The following is a 19279-nucleotide window of genomic DNA, read 5'->3' as shown; positions in this document are numbered from 1 at the left end:
TTCGGCATCGGGGGTTGACCTGAGACCGGCATCACATACACTAGCCTGAAACGAGCTTGAATCGATTCAGGTAAAGTTCATTCCGATCATCATCCCCCTCAACGGAGAGGAAAGCCAGTGGTAGACGCAGCCTCCGCCCGCAGCGCTCCCCCCACCGCGCTCGAGCTGCATCGGGTCGTGAAGTCCTTCGGCCCCGTCGTCGCGCTCCGCTCCGGCAGCCTGACGCTTCGCCCCGGTTCGATCCACGCCCTCATCGGAGAGAACGGTGCGGGCAAGTCGACGCTCGTCAAGATCATGGCGGGCCTCTATCGGCGCGACTCCGGAGACTTCCGTCTGCACGGCGATGACGTCGACTTCACCAGTACCGCCCAGTCGAAGGCCGCGGGAATCGCGGTCATCTACCAGGAGCCGACACTGTTCCCCGATCTCTCGGTCACCGAGAACATCTTCATGGGACGTCAGCCCACCGGCGTCCTCGGCCGCATCGACCGCAAGGCCATGCGCACCGAGGTGGACCAGATCTTCCGCCGCCTGGGCGTGACGCTCGATCCCGATCGCATCACCGAAGGTCTGTCGATCGCCGACCAGCAGATCATCGAGATCGCGAAGGCGATCTCGCTCGACGCCAGCGTGCTGATCATGGACGAGCCGACCGCGGCACTCAGCGGCGTCGAGGTCGATCGGCTGTTCGCGGTCGCCCGGAGCCTTCGCGACGAGGGGCGAGCGATCCTCTTCATCTCGCACCGCTTCGACGAGGTCTTCGACCTGTGCGACACCGTCACGGTCATGCGCGACGGCGCGTATATCGCCACGACCCCCATCGCAGAGACCACCGTCGACGACCTCGTCCGACAGATGGTCGGACGCGACGTCACCGAGCTCTTCCCGAAGCAGGCGGCCGTCGTCGGCGAGCCGCTGCTGGAGGTCACCGGACTGAACCGGCCCGGCGTCTTCCACGACATCTCGTTCAACGTGCGCGCCGGCGAGATCGTCGCTCTCGCGGGCCTCGTCGGTGCCGGTCGCAGCGAGGTCGCCCGCGCCGTCTTCGGCGTCGACCCGTACGACGAGGGAGAGGTGCGGATGCTCGGCGCAGGCGTCGCCCGCCGCAACCCGACCGCCGCGATGCGCAGCGGACTCGCACTCGTGCCCGAGGACCGCCGCAAGCAGGGCCTCGTGATCGACGCGAGCGTCGGCGGCAACATCACGCTCGCCATCCGTCGGCGCCTCTCGAAGTGGGGTCTGATCACGAACGGCATCGAGAACCGCGCCGCGAAGGAGTGGGCCTCGCGCCTGGAGGTGAAGACGCACGCGCTCGACACCGTGGCATCCACTCTCTCCGGAGGCAATCAGCAGAAGGTCGTGCTGGCCAAGTGGCTGGCGACCGACCCACGCGTCCTGATCATCGACGAGCCGACCCGCGGCATCGACGTCGGCACCAAGTCCGAGGTGCACCGGCTGCTGTCGCAACTGGCCGGCGAGGGCATGGGCATCCTGATGATCTCGTCCGAGCTGCCCGAGGTGCTGGGCATGGCCGACCGCGTCCTCGTGATGCGCGAGGGCCGGATCACCGCCGAGATCTCCCGCGACGACGCCACCAGCGAGAACGTCATGTTCGCCGCCACCCACTCATCGGAGCTGCACTCATGAGCACCACCACCGCACCCGCGGCCGCCGCTCCGGCGATCGCGAAGAAGCCCGGCGGCATCGGCCGCGCGCGCGAGTTCGGCATCCTCGCCGCCCTCGTCGTCGTGGTGATCGCCGCGACTGTCAAGAACCCGGCCTTCCTCTTCAGCTCCGACGGCTGGCGCGACCTGCTGCTCACGCCGTCGATCCTCATGCTGGTCGCGGTCGGCCAGGCGATCGTGATCATCACGCGCAACGTCGACCTGTCGGTCGGCTCTGTGATGGGCCTCACTGCCTACCTCACCGGACGCCTGTTCGTCGACGTCCCCGGCATCCCGATCGTGGTCGTCGTGATCGCGGCCGTCCTGCTCGGCGCCTTCCTCGGTCTCGTGAACGGCGCTCTGGTGGCCTTCGCGAAGGTTCCGGCGATGGTCATCACGCTCGGCACCTTGTATGCCTACCGCGGCATAAACGTGCTGTGGACCGGCAGCGACCGCATCAACGCCTCCGACATGCCCAAGGACTTCCTCGGCCTCGGCACGCAGCAGGTGCTGTTCATCCCTGTGCTGTCGATCATCGCCGTGATCGTGCTCGCGCTCGCCGCCTGGTACCTGCGCAACACCCGCGGGGGTCGCGAGTACTACGCGATCGGCTCCGACCCGTCGGCCGCCGAGCTCTACGGACTCAAGGTCACCCGCCGGGTGCTCTCGGCGTTCATCCTCTCCGGGGCACTCGCCGGTCTCGCCGGCGTCTTCTATGCCGCGCGCTACGGATCGATCAGCTCGCAGGCCGGCAGCGGCTGGGAGCTGGATGCGGTCGGAGCAGCCGTCATCGGCGGCATCGCGATCACCGGCGGTGTCGGCACCGTCTGGGGCGCGGCCATCGGCGCCATGCTCCTGATGACCATCAACCGTGCGCTGCCGATCCTCGGCATTCCGGACTTCTGGCAGCGTGCCGTGGTCGGCGTGCTGATCATCGGGGCCATCGTGCTCGACCGCGTGCTCGCGGTGAGACAGAGACGCCAGCTCATCGAGGCGAGGGACGAATCATGACCACCACGACGACGACCTCGACCCGCGTCATCCGCGACTACGACCGTCCGCTCTGGCGGCGCATCTTCATCAACCGCGAGTTCGCGATCATCGCGCTGCTCGTGCTGGTGACGATCGTCGCCGCCGTCACGATCCGCGGGTTCGCGCAGCCGATCACCGCGAACTACCTGCTGCTCGATGTCTCGCCGATCCTGCTCATCGCACTGCCGATGACCCTGGTCATGATCACCGGCGAGATCGACCTCTCCGTCGGATCCATGGTGGGTCTCGCGAGCGTCGTCACGGGGGTGCTCACCGAATCGGGCGCGCCGTTCGAGGTCGCGGCGCTCGCAGCCCTCCTCGTCGGCGTCGTCGGGGGAGCGTTCAACGGCTTCCTCGTGACGATCGTCGGACTGCCCTCGCTCGCCGTCACGATCGGCACGCTCGCTCTCTTCCGCGGTCTCGCGGTCGGACTCCTCGGAACCACGGCCGTGACCGACTTCCCCGAGACGTGGACCGCTCTGGCGAAGGCGAAGATCGCCGGCACGACGATCCCGTACATCGTGATCCCGTTCCTCATCCTGCTCGTGCTCTTCGTCGTGCTGCTGCACTTCACGCCGTTCGGCCGCGGGGTCTTCGCGATCGGACTGTCGAAGGATGCCGCGCGATTCTCGGGCGTGAACGTCGAACGGACGAAGTTCATCCTGTTCGTGCTGTCCGGCGTCGTCGCAGCATTCGCGGGCATCTTCTACACGCTTCGGTTCGGCAGCGCCCGAGGCGACAACGCCACAGGTCTCGAACTGCAGGTGATCGCGGCCGTCGTACTCGGCGGCGTCTCGGTCTTCGGCGGGCGCGGGCACCTGCACGGCGTCGTCGCCGCAGTGCTCCTCATCGGGGTGCTCGGCAGCAGCCTGCGTCTCGCCGGGGTCACCTCCGACGTCATCAACATCATCACCGGCGGGCTGCTGATCTTCTCGGTCGTCGCAGCCAGCGTCCTCGCCTGGGCGCAGCGCGTCCGTGCGAAGGCCGGTCCGCCGCTCCGCGTAGCAGCCTCTCCCGCACCATGAGGCAGCCTCTCATCGCCGGCATCCGCCTGCGGTGATCATCACGAAAGGAAGAACAATGACGTTTGCACGTAAGAGGATCGCCGGCTTCGCGGCGGTCGCCGTGGCCGCAGCGCTCGTGCTGAGCGGCTGCGCCGACACCAGCGGCGGATCCGGCGGATCGGGCTCGGAAGGGGAGGGCGGGTCCGACAACCTCGCCATCACGTTCCTGCCCAAGAACCTCGGAAACCCGTACTTCGACACCTCCAGCGAGGGTGGCAAGAAGGCCGTCGAGGAGTTCGGCGGCACCTTCGCCGAGGTCGGTCCGGCCGAGGCCACCCCTGACGCCCAGGTCAGCTACATCAACACCGCGACGCAGCAGGCCGTCGGCGCGCTGGTCGTCTCGGCCAACGACCCGAAGGCGATCTGCGACGCGCTGAACGAGGCGCGGGACGCGGGCGTCAAGGTGGTCACCTTCGACTCCGACACGAACCCCGAGTGCCGCGACCTGTTCATCAACCAGGCCGACTCCGAGGGCATCGCCAAGGTGCAGGTCGACCTGATCGCTGACCAGATCGGCGGAGCCGGCGAGGTCGCCATCCTGTCGGCGTCGGCCAACGCGACAAACCAGAACGCGTGGATCGAGCTGATGAAGGAGTACATCGCCAGCGACTACCCCGACATCACCCTGGTCGAGACCGTCTACGGCGACGACGACGACCAGACCTCGTTCGACAAGACGGCGGCCCTGCTGCAGAGCCACCCGAACCTGAAGGGCATCATCTCGCCCACCACGGTCGGCATCGCTGCGGCCGCCCGCTACGTCTCGACCTCCGACTTCAAGGGCAAGGTCGCGATCACCGGTCTCGGCACCCCGAACCAGATGCGCGAGTACGTCGAGGACGGCACCGTCACGGCGTTCGCACTGTGGAACCCGGCCGACCTCGGCTACCTCGCGGCCTTCGCAGCCAAGGCGCTCGTGGAGGGCGAGATCACGGGCGAAGAGGGCGACACCTTCGACGCCGGTGACCTGGGCGAGTACACCGTCGGAGCCGACGGCGTCGTGCTGCTCGGCGACCCGTTCGAGTTCAACGCGGACAACATCGGCGATTTCGACTTCTGAGTCGGGTTCGTGAGGGGCGTCGGGGCTTCGGCCTCGGCGCCCCTTTTCGTGTCTTTCGGTACGAATGCATGCCGAGACGACGGATGGATGCCGAGAAAGGGTGTTCTCGGCATCCATCCGTGATCTGGGCATGCAGGTGTGCACGGGGCCGGCGGGTGCAGGCGGGCCGGCGGGTGCAGGCGGGCCGGCGGGTGCAGGCGGGCCGTAGGGGGTAGGGCGGGCCGGGACGGGGCCAGACCCGGGAGAGGGGGCGGGAGGCCGAGGTCAGCGGGGCGAGAAGAGCTCCGGCTCGTGGGTCGCGGCGACGAGCGCGCGCAGTTCCTCGAGCGAGGCGGGCGCGGCACCGAGCGCGCGCGCCTGCACCAGCACGTTGCCGAGCGCCGTCGCCTCGACGGGACCGGCCAGTACGGGGAGCCCGGTGCGGTCGGCGGTGGCCTGGCAGAGCAGACGGTTCAACGAGCCGCCTCCGACCAGATGGATGCTGTCGAGCTCCCGCCCGGACAGATCGGATGCGGTCTGCACCGCCTCCCCGAACGCGGCCGCGATCGACTCGACGATCGACCGAGCGAAGCCGGGTCGGGTCGACGGCGCAGCCGCACCGAGCAGCGCCGCGATGCGGGCGGGCATGTCTCCCGGTGCACTGAGCGACGAGTCGTTCGCGTCGAAGATCGGCACGTCGCCGGTCACCGCGGATGCCGCGGCGAGCAGCTCCGGCAGGTCGATCGCCAACCCGTCCTCCGCCTCCCATGCCCGCACGGTCTCACTCAGCAGCCACAGCCCCGTCACGTTGTGCAGGAACCGGTAGCGGCGGTCGACACCGAGCTCGTGGGTGAAGTTCGCGTCGCGGGCGGCATCCGTCAGCACCGGCTCGGTCAGCTCGATGCCGACCAGCCCCCACGTGCCGCAGGAGATGTACGCCGAGTGCGGGGTCGACAGGGGAGCGGCGACGACAGCGGATGCCGTGTCGTGCGAGCCGACCGCGATCACGGGCAGGTCCTTGCCGATGCGTGCGACCAGATCCGCGCGAAGCGTGCCGATCGTCTCGCCGGGGTCGACGAGCGTCGGCAGGATGCGCGACGGGATGCCGAGGCGCTCCGCCAGCTCGGCGTCCCACTCGCCCGAGTCGACGCCGAGGAGTCCGGTGGTCGAGGCGTTCGTGTGTTCGGCGACGGCCCTTCCGGTGAGCAGGAAGGCGATGAGATCGGGGATCAGCAACGCGGCATCCGCATCCGCCAGCCGGGAGTCGACACGGTACTGGTAGAGCGTGTTGAAGGGCAGGAACTGCAGCCCGTTGCGTCGGTAGAGCTCGTCGAACCCGGCGATCGCGTGCACCTCGTCGACCCCGCGTGCCGTGCGGGCATCGCGGTAGTGGAACGGCTCGGCGAGCAGGTCCCCGTCTCGGAGCAGGCCGTAGTCGACCGCCCAGGAGTCGATGCCGATGCTCTCGATGCCCGGCTCTCGGCGCACGGCCTCGGCAAGCCCGGCGACGACGTGCTCGTAGAGGGCGCCGAAGTCCCAGTGCAGGCCGTCCTCGCGCTCGACGGGCCCATTGGGGAACCGCGAGACGAGTTCGAGGTCGAGCCGGCCGTCGCCGATCCGGCCGATCATGACGCGACCGCTGGTCGCACCGAGGTCGACGGCGGCGACGGACCGGACCGTCATCGCAGGAACGCCGCAGCGACGCCGGAGTCCACGGGGATGTGCAGGCCCGTGGTGCGGCTGAGCTCGGGACCCGTCAGCACGTAGACGGCATCCGCCACGTTCTCGGGGACGACCTCGCGCTTGAGGATCGTGCGGTTGGCGTAGAACTGGCCGAGGTCCTCTTCGGCGACGCCGTAGGTCGCGGCGCGGTTCGCGCCCCAGCCGGAGGCGAAGATGCCAGAGCCGCGCACGACGCCGTCGGGGTTGATGCCGTTGACGCGGATGCCGAACTCGCCGAGCTCGACGGCCAGCAGCCGCACCTGGTGCGCCTGGTCGGCCTTGGTCGCGGAGTAGGCGATGTTGTTGGGACCCGCGAAGACGGAGTTCTTCGACGAGATGTAGATGATGTCGCCGCCGAGCTTCTGGTCGATCAGCACACGGGCTGCGGCCTTCGACACGAGGAACGAGCCCTTGGCCATGACATCGTGCTGCAGATCCCAGTCCTTCTCGGTGGTCTCGAGCAGCGGCTTCGACAGCGAGAGCCCGGCGTTGTTGACGACGAGGTCGACGCCGCCGAACGCCAGCACGGCGTCGTTCAGAGCGGCCTGGATGGCATCCGCATCGGCGACGTTCGCCGCGACGCCGATCGCGACGTCGGTGTTTCCCAGCTCGGCAGCGGCCGCCTGCGCCTTCTCGAGGTCGAGGTCGGCGATGACGACACAGGCGCCCTCGGCCGCTAGGCGGGTGGCGATGGCCTTGCCGATACCGCTGGCGGCTCCGGTGACGAAGGCGATGCGCCCCTGGTGCGACTTCGGCTTCGGCATGCGCTGCAGCTTGGCCTCTTCCAGCGCCCAGTACTCGATGTTGAACTTCTCGGCGTCGGAGATGGGGGAGTACGTCGACAGCGCCTCGGCGCCGCGCATCACGTTGATCGCGTTGACGTAGAACTCGCCGGCGACACGGGCGGTCTGCTTGTTCGCACCGTACGAGAACATCCCGATGCCGGGCACGAGCACGATGAGCGGGTCGGCGCCGCGGATCGCGGGGGAGTCCGACGTCGCGTGCGCGTCGTAGTAGGCCTGGTAGTCGGCGCGGTACTCGGTGTGCAGCTCGTGCAGGCGGGCGATCTGCTCGTCGGCGGATGCCGTGACAGGCAGGTCGAGGATCAGCGGCTTGACCTTGGTGCGCAGGAAGTGGTCGGGGCAGCTGGTGCCGAGCGCCGCGAGCTCGGGAGCGCGCTCGGAGGCGAGGAAGTCGAGGACGACGTCGGAGTCGGTGAAGTGACCGACCATCGGCTTGTCGGTCGACGCGATCCCGCGGATGGTGCCGGCGAGGGCCGCGGCGCGCTCGCGGCGCTCGGTCTCGGGAAGCGCCTCGAAGCCGGCACGGACGCCGCCGAACGGATCGGACTTGCCGTTCGCCTCGATGTAGGCGGCCGCAGTGTCGATGACCCAGAGGGAGTTCGCTTCCGCCTCCTCCGACGTGTCACCCCAGGCGGTGATGCCGTGGCCTCCGAGGATCGTGCCGATGGCCTGCGGGTTCTTCGCCTTGATCGCGGCGATGTCGAGTCCGAGCTGGAAGCCGGGGCGACGCCACGGAACCCACACGACCTTGTCGCCGAAGATCTTCGCGGTCAGCTCCTCGCCGTCGGCCGCGGTCGCGATCGCGATACCCGAGTCGGGGTGCAGGTGGTCGACGTGCGCGGCGTCGACGAGGCCGTGCATCGCGGTGTCGATCGACGGAGCGGCACCGCCCTTGCCGTGCAGGCAGTAGTCGAACGCGGCGACCATCTCGTCTTCGCGGTCAAGACCCGGGTAGACGTCGACGAGCGCGCGCATGCGGTCGAGGCGCAGCACGGCGAGACCCTGCTCCTTCAGCGTGCCGAGGTCGCCACCGGATCCCTTGACCCACATCAGCTCGACGGGCTGACCCGTGACGGGGTCGGTCTCCGTGCCCTTCGCCGAGGTGTTGCCACCGGCGTAGTTGGTGTTCTTGGGGTCGGCGCCCAGGCGGTTCGACCGCTCGATGAGGGCGGCGGCGGTGGGGTTGGTCATGGCTGTTCCTTGTTCTCGGGAGAAGTGGCGAGGATGCGCGCGGCGAAGCGGTCGATCGATGCTGTCGCCGCCGCGAGTTCGGGCTGATTGAGGTGGCCGTGGCGTGTGCCAGGTTCGATGGAGATGTCGAGGTCGACGCCCGCGTCGCGCAGCGCGGCGGCGAAGGCCTCGCCGGAGACGCGCAGCTCGTCGACCTCGCCGGTGATCATGATCGTGGCGGGGAAGCCGCGGAGCTCGGCGACGGATGCCGTGCCGGGCACGGCGTAGATGTCGGCGTCCTCGATCGGCCCCCCGAGGTAGTTCTCGTACATGCCGCGCACCGGTTCGGGGCCGAACACGTCGGCATCGGGATCCGAGTCGAGAGCCGCGCGGAGTGCCGCATCCGGTGCGCCCTGCACGGCGTGCAGGGTCGGATAGGCGAGCACAGCCAGCGCGGGCACGGGGCCTGTACCGTGGCTGAGGCGCAGTGCCGCACCGGTGGCGAGGTTGCCGCCGGCGCTCGCTCCGCCCAGAGACCAGGGGCCACGGGCGAGACCGGACTCGACCGCCCAGCGGAAGGCGAACTCCACCTCGTCGGAGGCGACCGGGTAGTGCACGCCCGCTCGCTCAGGTGCCCCGGCCGCGGCGGCCCGGGTGCGAGGGAGGGGAGCCAGGGCGTAGTCGACCGACACCACGGCGATGCCGCGCTCGGCGAACCGCTCGGCGACCCAGTCGGCCTCCGGCATGTCGATCTCGCCGGCGGCGAACCCTCCACCGTGCACCCAGACGAGTCCGGGGCCGGCCGGTGCGGAGGGCGTATAGACGCGCACGCGCAGCGGCCCATGCGGGCCGTCGAGCACCTGGTCGTTCACGGCGTCATCCGTTCTGTCGATGGGGCGTCGGGATGCGGGGATCGGCTCCCGCATTCCGACGGCTCAGGATGCGGGCTCAGGCGCCCCAGCCGGCCTGCACGCCACCGACGCGGTCGGCGGCGATCTTCTGCTGGTAGCCCGACTCGGCGTAAGCCTTCATCGGGTCGGCGGCGAGGCCGCGGGACTCGCGCCATTCGGCGAGAGCGGGGCGCACATCGGTGTAGAACGCGTCCATGAAGACGGCGTTCGCGGCGAGCACGTCGCCCGACTTCTGTGCGGCGGTCAGGGCGTCGCGGTCGACGATCAGCGCACGCGCCGTCATCTCCTGCACGTTGAGCACCGAGCGGATCTGGCCGGGGATCTTGTCCTCGACGTTGTGGCACTGATCGAGCATGAACGCCACGTCCGGGTTGTTCAGGCCACCGCCACGGACGACCTCGAACAGGATGCGGAAGAGCTGGAAGGGATCGGCCGCTCCCACGATCAGGTCGTCGTCGGCGTAGAAGCGCGAGTTGAAGTCGAACGAGCCGAGCTTGCCGAGGCGCAGCAGCTGCATGACGATGAACTCGATGTTGGTGCCGGGGGCGTGGTGGCCCGTGTCGAGGCACACCATCGCCTTGTCGCCGAGGGACGAGACCTGGGCGTACGACGTTCCCCAGTCCGGAACATCGGTGTGATAGAACGCCGGCTCGAAGAACTTGTACTCGAGCACCAGGCGCTGGTCATCGCCGAGGCGGGCGTAGATCTGCTGCAGCGATTCCTGGAGGCGATCCTGACGGCCGCGCAGGTCGGCCTGTCCCGGGTAGTTCGATCCTTCGGCGAGCCAGATCTTGAGGTCGCGGCTGCCCGTGGCATCCATCACGTCGATGCAGGCGAGGTGGTGGTCGATCGCCTTCTGGCGGATCGCCGCGTCCTCGTGCGTCAGTGCGCCGAACTTGTAGTCGTCGTCCTGGAACGTGTTCGAGTTGATGGTGCCCAGGGTCACGCCGAGGTCCTCGGCGTGCTTGCGGAGGTCCGAGAACGAATCGACGAGGTCCCACGGGATGTGCAGCGCGACGGACGGCGCGAGTGCCGTGTACTTGTTGACCTGCGCGGCATCCGCGATCTTCTCCCACGGGTCGCGCGGGGTGCCCGGCGTGCCGAACACCTTGAAGCGGGTGCCGGAGTTGCCGAACGCCCAGCTGGGGAGCTCGATGCCCTGCTGTTCGAGAGCTGCGAGATTGTCGGACGAGAGGATGCTCATGAGGCGCTGCCTTCGGTGTCGGTGCGGGTGTCGATGTCTGATGCGGGGGAGTCGCCGGTGTCGGCGAGCTGGTCTTCGAGGTGGAACACCTCGGTGAGTGCGGTGGCCGCCTGGTCAGGGCGACCGTCGAGATCGACGAAGAATCGCGCCATCTCGGCCTCCCAGCGTGCGGCAACTGCGGAGGAGGCGAGGTAGGCCTGTGCAGCTGCGTCGTCATCGGTCTCGTAGTAGCCGGTCAGCGTGCCTCCCTCGCCGAGGAACAGCGAGTAGTTGCGGCGGCCGGCGGCCGCGATCTCGGCGAGCATCTCGGGCCAGACGGGTGAGTGACGGGCGAGGTATTCGTCGAGCAGTTCAGGGCGAACCTGCAGCTGGAACGCGACGCGGGTCATTGGGTCTCTCTTCATTGAGGTTTGAATCGTTTCATTCGCTGCGTCCAACACTAGACACGGCGGATGGACCTGTCAAGCGAGCGCCACGTGTGGCGAGCCGTACGGCGCTGACGGAAGGGGGCTAGAGAGCGGCCACCACCGCGTTGTCGAGCTCGTCGGCGTCGACCCCAGGGCGCACCGCCGCATTGGTGAGCAGCACCCAGCAGATCCCCGCCTCCGGGTGCACCCAGAACTCGGTTCCCGCCCATCCGCCGTGGCCGAACAGGTCGCGATCGACCAGTCCCGGCGCGCGGGAGCGCAGGTTGAACGTGAAGCCCCAGTCCTGGCCTCGCTCATCCGGGTACGGGTCCAGGCGTGGGATGTCGCCCGTCAGCGGACGCCGCATCATCGCGAGACCGGCGGGGGAGAGGATGCCGCCTCGCTGCCCGCCTCCGATGCGCAGCAGCTCGGCCCCGACGTGGAGCAGGTCTTCGGCACGTCCGAGCAGTCCGGCACCCGGGGCGCGGGTGGCGTGGAACCGATCGAGGTCGAGGCCGCCTGCTGCGGCATCCGGAACGCCCACCGACTGCGTGGTGTCGAGTGTCAGGCCGATCGCGCCCACGGTCGAGGCCCAGTCGAGCGTCCCCTCGTCCCACGTGACGCCGGTCGCATGCTCGATCAGGGCGGCGATGCCCTCGAAGGCGATCGTCGAGTAGCGCGAGGCGGTTCCGGCGGCGAAGTCGCGACCCCGCGTGAGCAGCTCGTCACGCAACGGGAGGGCGGTGTCGAGCGGCGGCTCGGAGATGCCGGAGGTGTGCGAGGCGAGATGCCAGAGCCGCACGATGTCGTCGCGCGCCGCCCCGAAATCGGGCAGCGCGGCGGAGAGCGGGGTGTTCGGTGTGAGCAGTCCGCGCTCGATGGCCCTCGCCGCGGTGATCCCGGTGAGCATCTTGGTGATCGAGAACAGCGGGTACACGGCATCCGTCGCGGCTCCGAAACCTTCGAGGTCGATGATCCCCTCGGCAGTCGCCATGCCGACGACGGCGGTCGGCAGCCGGCCGTCCCTGACATGGCGGCGGGCCCAGTCGAATGCGGCGTCGAAGGTCATGTGCGCTCCCGGTGATCGGATCGTCGCCGCACTTCCCCGGCGACGGTGCTGACTCTACGATAGGACCATGGCACAGAAAGCGCTTTCCCATCCCGCCGGGCTCGTCGATCGACGACGTCCGGTGCGCTCGGTGCTGCGGCTGGTCGGCCGCCGGCCCTGGCGGCTCACCTTCGCGATCACCGCCTTCGCCATCAAGGAGATCCCGCTCTGGTTCCTCCCCGTCATCACCGCGGCCATCATCGACGTCGTGGCGAGCGACGGCGACGTCACCGAGGTCCTGTGGTGGTTCGCGCTCGCCGCGCTGCTGTTGCTGCAGAACTATCCGAACCACATCATCTACACGAAGAACTTCATGACGGTCGTCCGCGATCTCGGCGCCGATCTGCGCAACGCCCTGACGGCTCGGTTGCAGAGCCTCTCTATCGGCTATCACACGCGCATGAGCTCGTCGATCGTGCAGACCAAGGTCGTGCGTGACGTCGAGAACGTCGAGCTCATGCTCCAGCAGGTCACGCATCCGCTGCTGTCGTCGACCATGGTCATGCTCGGCGCCCTCGGGATGACGGCCGTGACGGTGCCGCAGTTCCTTCCGGTCTACGCCCTCGCCGTGCCGATCGCCATCGGCATCCGATACGGGATGCGCAAGAGGTCGCAGCGCCGCAACGAGGTGTTCCGGCGCGAGATCGAGACGCTCTCCGCTCGGGTCGGGGAGATGGCGTCGCTGATCCCGGTGACCCGCGCGCACGGACTCGAGGAGACGGCGATCGATCGCGTCGCGGGCGGTGCGGACGGTGTGCGCAGGGCCGGACTCGACCTCGATCTGCTCAACGGACGGGTCGCGTCGGTGTCCTGGGTGGCGATGCAGCTGCTCAGCGTCGCCTGCCTGATGCTGGCTGCCGTCTGTGCGCTCACGGGCTTCCTCCCGATCACACCCGGTGAGGTGGTGATGCTGTCGAGCTACTTCACCCTGCTCACCGGCGGTCTCACCCAACTGCTCATGCTCATCCCGGTCGGCGCGCGCGGCATCGAGTCGGTGCGATCGATCGCCGAGGTGCTGCAGGAGCCGGACATCGAGCAGAACTCGGGAAAGCGTGTCGTCTCGGCTGTCTCGGGCGAGATCGTGCTCGAGTCCGCGACGCACCGGTATGCGGATGCGGACGACGACGCCCTCATCGACATCGACCTGCGCATCGCGCCGGGCGAGACGGTCGCCTTCGTCGGCTCGTCCGGATCCGGGAAGTCGACGCTGCTGAACCTCGTGCTCGGTTTCGTCCGGCCGACCAGCGGCCGCATCCTGCTCGACGGCAACGACATGCAGGACCTCGATCTGCGCACCGTGCGCCGCTCGATCTCGGTGGTGCCGCAGGAATCCGTGCTGTTCGAGGGGTCGATCTTCGACAACATCGCCTACGGCATGCCCGACCTCACCCCCGACCGCGTCGAGCGGGCGCTGCGCGCGGCGAACGCCTGGGACTTCGTGCAGGAGCAGCCGCAGGGGTGGGACACCGTGGTCGGGGAGCGCGGCGCACGGCTGTCGGGTGGTCAGCGTCAGCGACTGGCCATCGCCAGGGCGCTCGTCCGCGATCCGCGGATCCTGCTCCTCGACGAGGCGACCAGCGCTCTGGACCCCGAATCCGAGGGGCTCGTGAAGGAGGCGCTCGAGCGCCTCATGCGCGGGCGCACGACCCTGGTCGTCGCGCATCGGCTGTCGACGATCCGCCAGGCTGATCGCATCGTCGTGCTCGAGCGCGGACGCATCGTCGAGCAGGGCTCGCACGACGAGCTTCTCGCCGCCGACGGGCGATACGCTCGGCTGCACCTGGTGCAGAACGGCAGGGCATGACCGACCCCCACCGTCCTGAGGAGGACCGATGACATCCCAGAAGACTCTGCGCGCAGCCCTCGTGGGCACCGGCGCGGTCGCCCATGCGCACGCCCGCGCGGTGGCTGCATACCCCCGAGCGGAGCTCGTCGCCGTCGCCGATCTCAGCCGCGAGAAGGCGCAGGGGTTCGCCGAGACCTACGGCATCGCCGCCGCCTACGACGATCTCGACGGGATGCTCGCGGCCGAGCATCCCGACGTCGTGCTGATCTGCACGCCGCCGGCGCCGCACAGGGAGCAGTCCCTCGCCGCGTTCGCCGCCGGTGCGCACGTGATCGTCGAGAAGCCGCCGGCTCCCTCACTCGACGAGCTCGACGAGATGCGGGCGGCGGCCGACGCCGCGGACCGGCGGCTGGCCGTCGTCTTCCAGCAGCGCACCGGGACCGCCGCGGCGCACGTGCGGCAGCTGCTGCAGAGCGGTGCACTCGGTCGGCCGCTGGTCGCGGTGTGCCAGACCCTGTGGTTCCGGGACGCCGACTACTTCGCGGTGCCGTGGCGCGGCAAGTGGGAGACCGAGGGCGGAGGGACGACGCTCGGCCACGGCATCCATCAGCTCGACCTCCTCGCTCATCTGCTGGGGGACTGGTCGTCGGTGCAGGGTCGACTGTGGCGACTGGATCGCGAGACCCAGACCGAGGACGTGTCGACCGCGACGATCGTGTTCGATCAGGGCGTGGTCGCCCAGGTCGTGACGAGTGCCGTGTCGCCGCGGGAGACCAGCTCGATCCGCATCGACACCCAGAAGGCCACGATCACGGTGGATCATCTCTACGGGCACGGCCACGAGAACTGGCGGATCACCCCGGCGCCCGGGTTCGAGGCAGAGGCGGACACATGGGCGTTCCCGGATGCGGAGGAGCGCAGCGACCACGCGCCGTTGCTGCGAGACGTGTTCGACGCTCTGCTGGCCGGGGAGCCGCTGCCCGCGACGGCCGATGCTCCCGCTCGGTCGCTCGAGATCGTGGCCGCGATCTACGCCTCGGCTGCTGCCGACGGAGCCCTCGTGACCCCCGCGCTCCTGGGGACGCACCCCACTCACCGAGCGGGATTCGAGAGCCCGGTCACCGACCTGAGAGCACAGCGACACGACCCTGCCGTGAGAGGATCGAAGACCGGACGGTAATCGATGTAATCCCCGCGTCCGAATTGCCGGTTGCGAAACGTTTCAATCTGGATTAGCGTGCAGGTAAGCGTTTTCCCCACGGTGGAGATCGCACCCGCACCACATGGACATAGGCGTTCCGCGGCCCTGCCGAACGAGGACGTTCACCAGAGAGGACAACGATGTTCAGCAAGAAGCGTCTGGCGGCCGCAGCGGCCGTCGCCACCAGCGCAGCGCTGGTACTCGCCGGCTGCGCCGGCGGCGGCAGCCCCGAGGGTGAGCCCACCTACGACCCCGACGAGAAGGTCACGCTCGACCTCGCGTTCTGGGGCAACGACGTCCGTGCGGACCTGTACAACCAGGCCATCGAGGCGTTCAACGAGGAGTACCCGAACATCACGGTGAACGCCACGTTCCTCGGCTTCCCGGAGTTCTGGGAGAAGCGTCAGACGGAGGCGGCCGGCGGCGGTCTGCCCGACGTGATGCAGTTCGACTACTCGTACCTGCGCCAGTACTCCGAGAACGGGCTGCTGCTCGACCTCGAGCCCTACCTCGGCTCGATCATCGACACCGAGCCGCTGTCGGAGAACATCCTCGACATCGGAGTGGTCGACGACACCACCTACGGCATCACCACCTCCACGAACGCGTGGGGCGTTTTCACCAACCCGGTGCTGCTCGAGTCGGCGGGCGTCGAGCAGTTCGCCGGCGGCGACTGGGAGGACTACGACGAGTGGATGGGTGAGATCACCGAGGCCGGCGGCGGCGAGTTCTGGGGCGGGTCCGACTGGACCGGTCGCATCCAGAACTTCGAGCTGCAGCTGCGCAGCGAGGGCAAGAACCTGTTCGACGAGGACGGGAAGCCCGGATTCGACGAGGAGCGCCTCAAGGAGTTCTGGGAGTCCGGCGATGACATCCGCGACGGTGTCGTCGTGCCGCAGCAGGTCGTCGAGGAGCTCACCCCGCTCACCGCGTTCGACGCCGCGCAGAACGCCAGCGAGCTGACCTGGGACAACTTCGGCGCCGGCTACCTCGCCAACCTCGGCGAGAGCTACACCGAGCTCGGCCTCGTGGCCCCGCCCGTCACCGAGGAAGGAGCCAAGGACCTGTACCTGAAGCCCTCGATGCTGCACACCATCTCCGCCAAGACGGACCACCCGGAGGCTGCGGCCACCCTGGTGAACTTCCTGGTGAACTCGCCGGAGTCCGGTGAGATCTTCGGCACCAACCGCGGCCTGCCGGCATCCGAGACCGCTCTCGACGCCGCCGAGCTCGACCCGATGAGCCAGCTCGTGAAGGACTACGAGGAGTCCATCGCCGACCGCCTCGGCGACGCACCTCCGGTCCCGATCGTCGGCTACGGCACGCTGGAGGAGAAGTTCCGTGTGCTGGGCACCGAGCTGAACTTCGGCACCACGACGGTCGACGAGGCCGTGACGCAGTTCTTCTCCGAGATGGACGTCGTCCTCAACCAGTGACCCCCTCGGTGGGCCGGGCGGCATCCGCCCGGCCCACCGCATCCCATCCACTTCGGAAGGAGCTGTCATGAGCACGACGGCGACCAGGACGATCGTCACGGGCAAGAAGTCCGGTCGGGGGCGCGCGCTGCGCAGCGGCCGCCGCCCCGAGAACGAACTCGCACGGCCGGGCCAGCGCGCGCGTCTGCGGCGAGAGACAGCGACCGGCTATGCGTTCCTCACGCCGTGGCTCATCGGCTTCTTCGGTCTCACGGCCGTGCCGATGATCTACTCCCTGTACCTCTCCTTCACGAAGTACAACATCTTCCAGCCGCCGAAGTGGATCGGGCTGGACAACTACATCCGCCTCTTCACGAGCGACCCGAACTTCATCCAGTCGGCGCAGATCACGCTCGTCTACGTCTTCATCGGCACGCCGATCACCCTCGCGGCCGCCCTCGCTGTCGCGATGCTCCTGAACTACCGAGACAAGGGCGCCGGCTTCTTCCGCTCCGCCTTCTACGCGCCGTCGCTCATCGGCGGCTCGGTCTCGGTCGCCATCGTGTGGCGGGCCATGTTCTCCTCCGACGGTCCGGTCGACAGCGGTCTGCAGATCTTCGGCGTCGATCTCGGCGGGTGGATCGGCAACCCGAGCCTCGTGCTCCCCATGATGATCCTGCTCGCCGTCTGGCAGTTCGGAGCCACGATGGTGATCTTCCTCGCGGGTCTCAAGCAGATCCCCAAGGAGCTGTACGAGGCCGCCGAGATGGACGGCGCGAACGCCTACCGTCGGTTCCGCGCGGTGACGATCCCGATGCTCTCCCCGGTGATGTTCTTCAACCTGCTGCTCGGTCTGATCGGCGCATTCCAGGTGTTCGCCTCGGCGTACATCATCTCGAACGGCACCGGCGGCCCCGCCGGCATGACGAACTTCATCACGGTGTACCTGTACAAGCGAGGGTTCTCCGACGGACAGATGGGCTACGCGGCCGCGATCGCGTGGGTCCTGCTCGTCGTCGTCGCGATCATCGCCTTCATCCTCTTCCGCACCCAGAGGTCGTGGGTGCACTACTCGGGAGACGACAAATGAGCACGTCCAACCAGGCCACCACGTCCGGCGCCGCGTCGACCCCGGTCTTCGCCGCGCAGCAGACCACCCCGGTCGGCCCGCCTGCCCCTCGTCGCCGCATCAAGCGCAAGACGTGGCAGACCGTCATCTGGTTCATCGGTCTCCTGGTCCTCACGGCTGTCGTGCTCTACCCGCTGCTGTGGCTGTTCCTGTCGACTTTCAAGCCGAACTCCGAGTTCGGTCAGAACCCCGGTCTGCTGCCTCAGGCGCCGACTCTCGACAACTACAGCAAGGTCATGGAGGGCATCGCCGGAGTGCCGATGTGGCGCTTCTTCCTGAACTCGCTGATCCTCGCGGTCTCGGCCGTCGTCGGCACTGTGCTCTCTTCGGCGCTCGCCGCATACGCGTTCGCCCGCGTGCAGTTCAAGGGACTCGGCGTGCTGTTCGCGGCCATGATCGGCACGCTGCTGCTGCCGTTCCACGTCGTGATCATCCCGCAGTACATCATCTTCAATCAGCTCGGCTGGGTCGACACGTTCATCCCGCTGATCCTGCCGAAGTTCCTGGCCACAGAGGCGTTCTTCGTCTTCCTGCTCGTACAGTTCATCCGTCAGATGCCGCGCGACATGGACGAGGCGGCGCGCATCGACGGTGCGGGGCACCTGCGCATCTTCTGGTCGATCATCCTGCCGCTCATCAAGCCGGCGTTGATCACGTGCGCGATCTTCTCGTTCATCTGGGCGTGGAACGACTTCCTCGGCCCGCTGCTCTACCTCACGAGCCCCGAGAACTACCCGCTGCCGATCGCGCTGCGGCTCTACAACGACCAGACCTCGTCGTCGGATTACGGCGCCACGGTCACGGCGTCCTTCGTCGCACTCGTCCCCGTGCTGCTGTTCTTCGTCGTCTTCCAGCGCTTCCTCGTCGACGGCGTCGCGACGCAGGGACTGAAGGGCTGACCGTGTCCGTCATGAGCGAGGAGCGTCGAGCGCGGCGGGCAGCCACGCGCGAGGCGCGCTCCGGTGCGGGTCCCACCGTCTCGGGCGTCGAGCCGGGAGTGAATCCCGGAGCGACCGCGAAGTTCGGCCTCTTCGGCGAGGTGCTGACGATCGGACTGATGATGACGGTCGTCGCGCTCGGCGTCGTGACCCTGCCGATCGCCCTCGCCGCGGGCATCCGGCACCTGCGTCGCTTCGTCGCGGCGGAGGACTCCCGCGCCGGACTGTTCTGGGAGGACGTGCGTGCAGGCATCCTGTCGTCCCTCGTCGTCGGCGTCCCTGCGGCGGTGATCGCGGCCGTGCTGACGATCGACGTCCTCGTCGCCGGCTCCGGTGCCCTCCCCGGCGGTCAGGCGATCGCCGTGGTCGGCTGGGCCGGTCTGCTCGTCCTCTCCGTCGCCCTGCTCGCCGCGGCCGGCGCCTGGTCGCCCGCGCTCGGCTGGATCGGCGCGGTCCGCGCCGTGCCGTCGGTCGTGCGGGCGGATGCCGCAGGCGCGGCGTACCTCGCGGCCGCAGCCGTCTTCACGGGCGTCGTGACCTGGGCTCTCGCACCGCTGTTCATCGCCGGGATCGGCTGCGCGGCGCTCGCCGTCGTCGCCGTGCCCGCGCGTCGTAGGCGCGGAGTGCACCACGCAGGATGAGAAGGTAGTCGTTGGCGCACGAGCGCGGACGGACGGAGGCACGCC

At 68.5% G+C, this 19279-nt stretch carries 16 protein-coding genes; 10 read left to right on the top strand and 6 right to left on the bottom strand.

The genetic code is table 11. The annotated features are described in order from the left end of the window. Positions 1–117: 117 nt before the first annotated feature. From BLW44_RS15445 to rhaS, 4 genes are read left to right on the top strand one after another with little or no spacing between them, the layout of a single operon-like run. On the top strand, positions 118–1647 hold the full coding sequence (locus tag BLW44_RS15445; protein WP_060928371.1) for a sugar ABC transporter ATP-binding protein: 1530 nt from the start codon (positions 118–120) through the stop codon (positions 1645–1647). Further along, positions 1644–2675, top strand: a complete 1032-nt coding sequence (locus BLW44_RS15440) for an ABC transporter permease (RefSeq protein WP_060928372.1) — start codon at positions 1644–1646, stop codon at positions 2673–2675. Before BLW44_RS15445 ends, BLW44_RS15440 begins: the two co-directional genes overlap by 4 nt. Further along, positions 2672–3721 (top strand): ABC transporter permease, encoded by a 1050-nt coding sequence (locus tag BLW44_RS15435; protein ID WP_060928373.1) that lies wholly within the window; start codon positions 2672–2674, stop codon positions 3719–3721. Before BLW44_RS15440 ends, BLW44_RS15435 begins: the two co-directional genes overlap by 4 nt. A gap of 55 nt (positions 3722–3776) precedes the next feature. Next, complete coding sequence (gene rhaS, locus BLW44_RS15430) at positions 3777–4820, top strand: rhamnose ABC transporter substrate-binding protein (protein WP_060928374.1); 1044 nt, start codon at positions 3777–3779, stop codon at positions 4818–4820. 264 nt (positions 4821–5084) lie between these two features. On the opposite strand, the gene BLW44_RS15425 is transcribed toward rhaS, so the two are convergent. The 6 genes from BLW44_RS15425 to BLW44_RS15400 all read right to left on the bottom strand — a co-directional run bounded on the left by BLW44_RS15425 (position 5085) and on the right by BLW44_RS15400 (position 12085). Further along, the gene (locus tag BLW44_RS15425; protein ID WP_060928375.1) at positions 5085–6482 is read right to left on the bottom strand and encodes a rhamnulokinase; all 1398 of its coding nucleotides are present in this window, start codon (positions 6480–6482) and stop codon (positions 5085–5087) included. Beyond that, positions 6479–8515, bottom strand: a complete 2037-nt coding sequence (locus tag BLW44_RS15420) for a bifunctional rhamnulose-1-phosphate aldolase/short-chain dehydrogenase (protein WP_060928376.1) — start codon at positions 8513–8515, stop codon at positions 6479–6481. Before BLW44_RS15420 ends, BLW44_RS15425 begins: the two co-directional genes overlap by 4 nt. Then, the gene (locus BLW44_RS15415) at positions 8512–9366 is read right to left on the bottom strand and encodes an alpha/beta hydrolase (RefSeq protein WP_060928386.1); all 855 of its coding nucleotides are present in this window, start codon (positions 9364–9366) and stop codon (positions 8512–8514) included. The genes BLW44_RS15420 and BLW44_RS15415 overlap by 4 nt, the downstream gene beginning before the upstream one ends. Positions 9367–9442: 76 nt before the next feature. Continuing rightward, positions 9443–10609: an L-rhamnose isomerase gene (gene rhaI, locus BLW44_RS15410; protein ID WP_060928377.1), complete on the bottom strand. Its 1167-nt coding sequence runs from the start codon at positions 10607–10609 to the stop codon at positions 9443–9445. Next, positions 10606–10998: an L-rhamnose mutarotase gene (locus tag BLW44_RS15405; RefSeq protein ID WP_060928378.1), complete on the bottom strand. Its 393-nt coding sequence runs from the start codon at positions 10996–10998 to the stop codon at positions 10606–10608. The genes rhaI and BLW44_RS15405 overlap by 4 nt, the downstream gene beginning before the upstream one ends. A 121-nt stretch (positions 10999–11119) precedes the next feature. After that, entirely contained in the window at positions 11120–12085 is a 966-nt protein-coding gene (locus BLW44_RS15400; RefSeq protein ID WP_060928379.1) for a serine hydrolase domain-containing protein, read from the bottom strand. Between the two features lie 67 nt (positions 12086–12152). On the opposite strand from BLW44_RS15400, the gene BLW44_RS15395 reads away from it, so the two are divergent. The 6 genes from BLW44_RS15395 (at position 12153) to BLW44_RS15370 (ending at position 19234) form a co-directional block, all read left to right on the top strand. Continuing rightward, on the top strand, positions 12153–13928 hold the full coding sequence (locus tag BLW44_RS15395; protein ID WP_060928380.1) for an ABC transporter ATP-binding protein: 1776 nt from the start codon (positions 12153–12155) through the stop codon (positions 13926–13928). Between the two features lie 28 nt (positions 13929–13956). Next, positions 13957–15090: a Gfo/Idh/MocA family protein gene (locus BLW44_RS15390; protein WP_060928381.1), complete on the top strand. Its 1134-nt coding sequence runs from the start codon at positions 13957–13959 to the stop codon at positions 15088–15090. 161 nt (positions 15091–15251) lie between these two features. Next, on the top strand, positions 15252–16547 hold the full coding sequence (locus tag BLW44_RS15385) for an ABC transporter substrate-binding protein (protein ID WP_060928382.1): 1296 nt from the start codon (positions 15252–15254) through the stop codon (positions 16545–16547). A gap of 67 nt (positions 16548–16614) precedes the next feature. Beyond that, positions 16615–17616 (top strand): carbohydrate ABC transporter permease, encoded by a 1002-nt coding sequence (locus BLW44_RS15380; protein ID WP_060928383.1) that lies wholly within the window; start codon positions 16615–16617, stop codon positions 17614–17616. Beyond that, complete coding sequence (locus BLW44_RS15375; RefSeq protein WP_060928384.1) at positions 17613–18554, top strand: carbohydrate ABC transporter permease; 942 nt, start codon at positions 17613–17615, stop codon at positions 18552–18554. The genes BLW44_RS15380 and BLW44_RS15375 overlap by 4 nt, the downstream gene beginning before the upstream one ends. An 11-nt stretch (positions 18555–18565) precedes the next feature. Continuing rightward, positions 18566–19234: a hypothetical protein gene (locus tag BLW44_RS15370; protein ID WP_074732114.1), complete on the top strand. Its 669-nt coding sequence runs from the start codon at positions 18566–18568 to the stop codon at positions 19232–19234. Positions 19235–19279 lie beyond the last annotated feature (45 nt).

The sequence above is a fragment of the Microbacterium hydrocarbonoxydans genome (assembly GCF_900105205.1).
Classification (GTDB): Bacteria; Actinomycetota; Actinomycetes; order Actinomycetales; family Microbacteriaceae; genus Microbacterium; species Microbacterium hydrocarbonoxydans.
The sequence above is the reverse complement of the archived record's forward strand: the minus strand, read 5'-3'. Positions and strand labels throughout refer to the sequence as shown.

Excerpts from the sequence above, each read along its gene's own strand:
- BLW44_RS15380 (WP_060928383.1), top strand. The coding sequence starts at position 16,615 with ATGAGCACGACGGCGACCAGGACGATCGTCACGGGCAAGAAGTCCGGT.
- rhaS (WP_060928374.1), top strand. The coding sequence starts at position 3,777 with ATGACGTTTGCACGTAAGAGGATCGCCGGCTTCGCGGCGGTCGCCGTG.
- BLW44_RS15385 (WP_060928382.1), top strand. The coding sequence starts at position 15,252 with ATGTTCAGCAAGAAGCGTCTGGCGGCCGCAGCGGCCGTCGCCACCAGC.
- BLW44_RS15400 (WP_060928379.1), bottom strand. The coding sequence starts at position 12,085 with ATGACCTTCGACGCCGCATTCGACTGGGCCCGCCGCCATGTCAGGGAC.
- BLW44_RS15440 (WP_060928372.1), top strand. The coding sequence starts at position 1,644 with ATGAGCACCACCACCGCACCCGCGGCCGCCGCTCCGGCGATCGCGAAG.
- BLW44_RS15395 (WP_060928380.1), top strand. The coding sequence starts at position 12,153 with ATGGCACAGAAAGCGCTTTCCCATCCCGCCGGGCTCGTCGATCGACGA.
- BLW44_RS15405 (WP_060928378.1), bottom strand. The coding sequence starts at position 10,998 with ATGACCCGCGTCGCGTTCCAGCTGCAGGTTCGCCCTGAACTGCTCGAC.
- rhaI (WP_060928377.1), bottom strand. The coding sequence starts at position 10,609 with ATGAGCATCCTCTCGTCCGACAATCTCGCAGCTCTCGAACAGCAGGGC.
- BLW44_RS15370 (WP_074732114.1), top strand. The coding sequence starts at position 18,566 with ATGAGCGAGGAGCGTCGAGCGCGGCGGGCAGCCACGCGCGAGGCGCGC.
- BLW44_RS15420 (WP_060928376.1), bottom strand. The coding sequence starts at position 8,515 with ATGACCAACCCCACCGCCGCCGCCCTCATCGAGCGGTCGAACCGCCTG.
- BLW44_RS15390 (WP_060928381.1), top strand. The coding sequence starts at position 13,957 with ATGACATCCCAGAAGACTCTGCGCGCAGCCCTCGTGGGCACCGGCGCG.
- BLW44_RS15375 (WP_060928384.1), top strand. The coding sequence starts at position 17,613 with ATGAGCACGTCCAACCAGGCCACCACGTCCGGCGCCGCGTCGACCCCG.
- BLW44_RS15425 (WP_060928375.1), bottom strand. The coding sequence starts at position 6,482 with ATGACGGTCCGGTCCGTCGCCGCCGTCGACCTCGGTGCGACCAGCGGT.
- BLW44_RS15435 (WP_060928373.1), top strand. The coding sequence starts at position 2,672 with ATGACCACCACGACGACGACCTCGACCCGCGTCATCCGCGACTACGAC.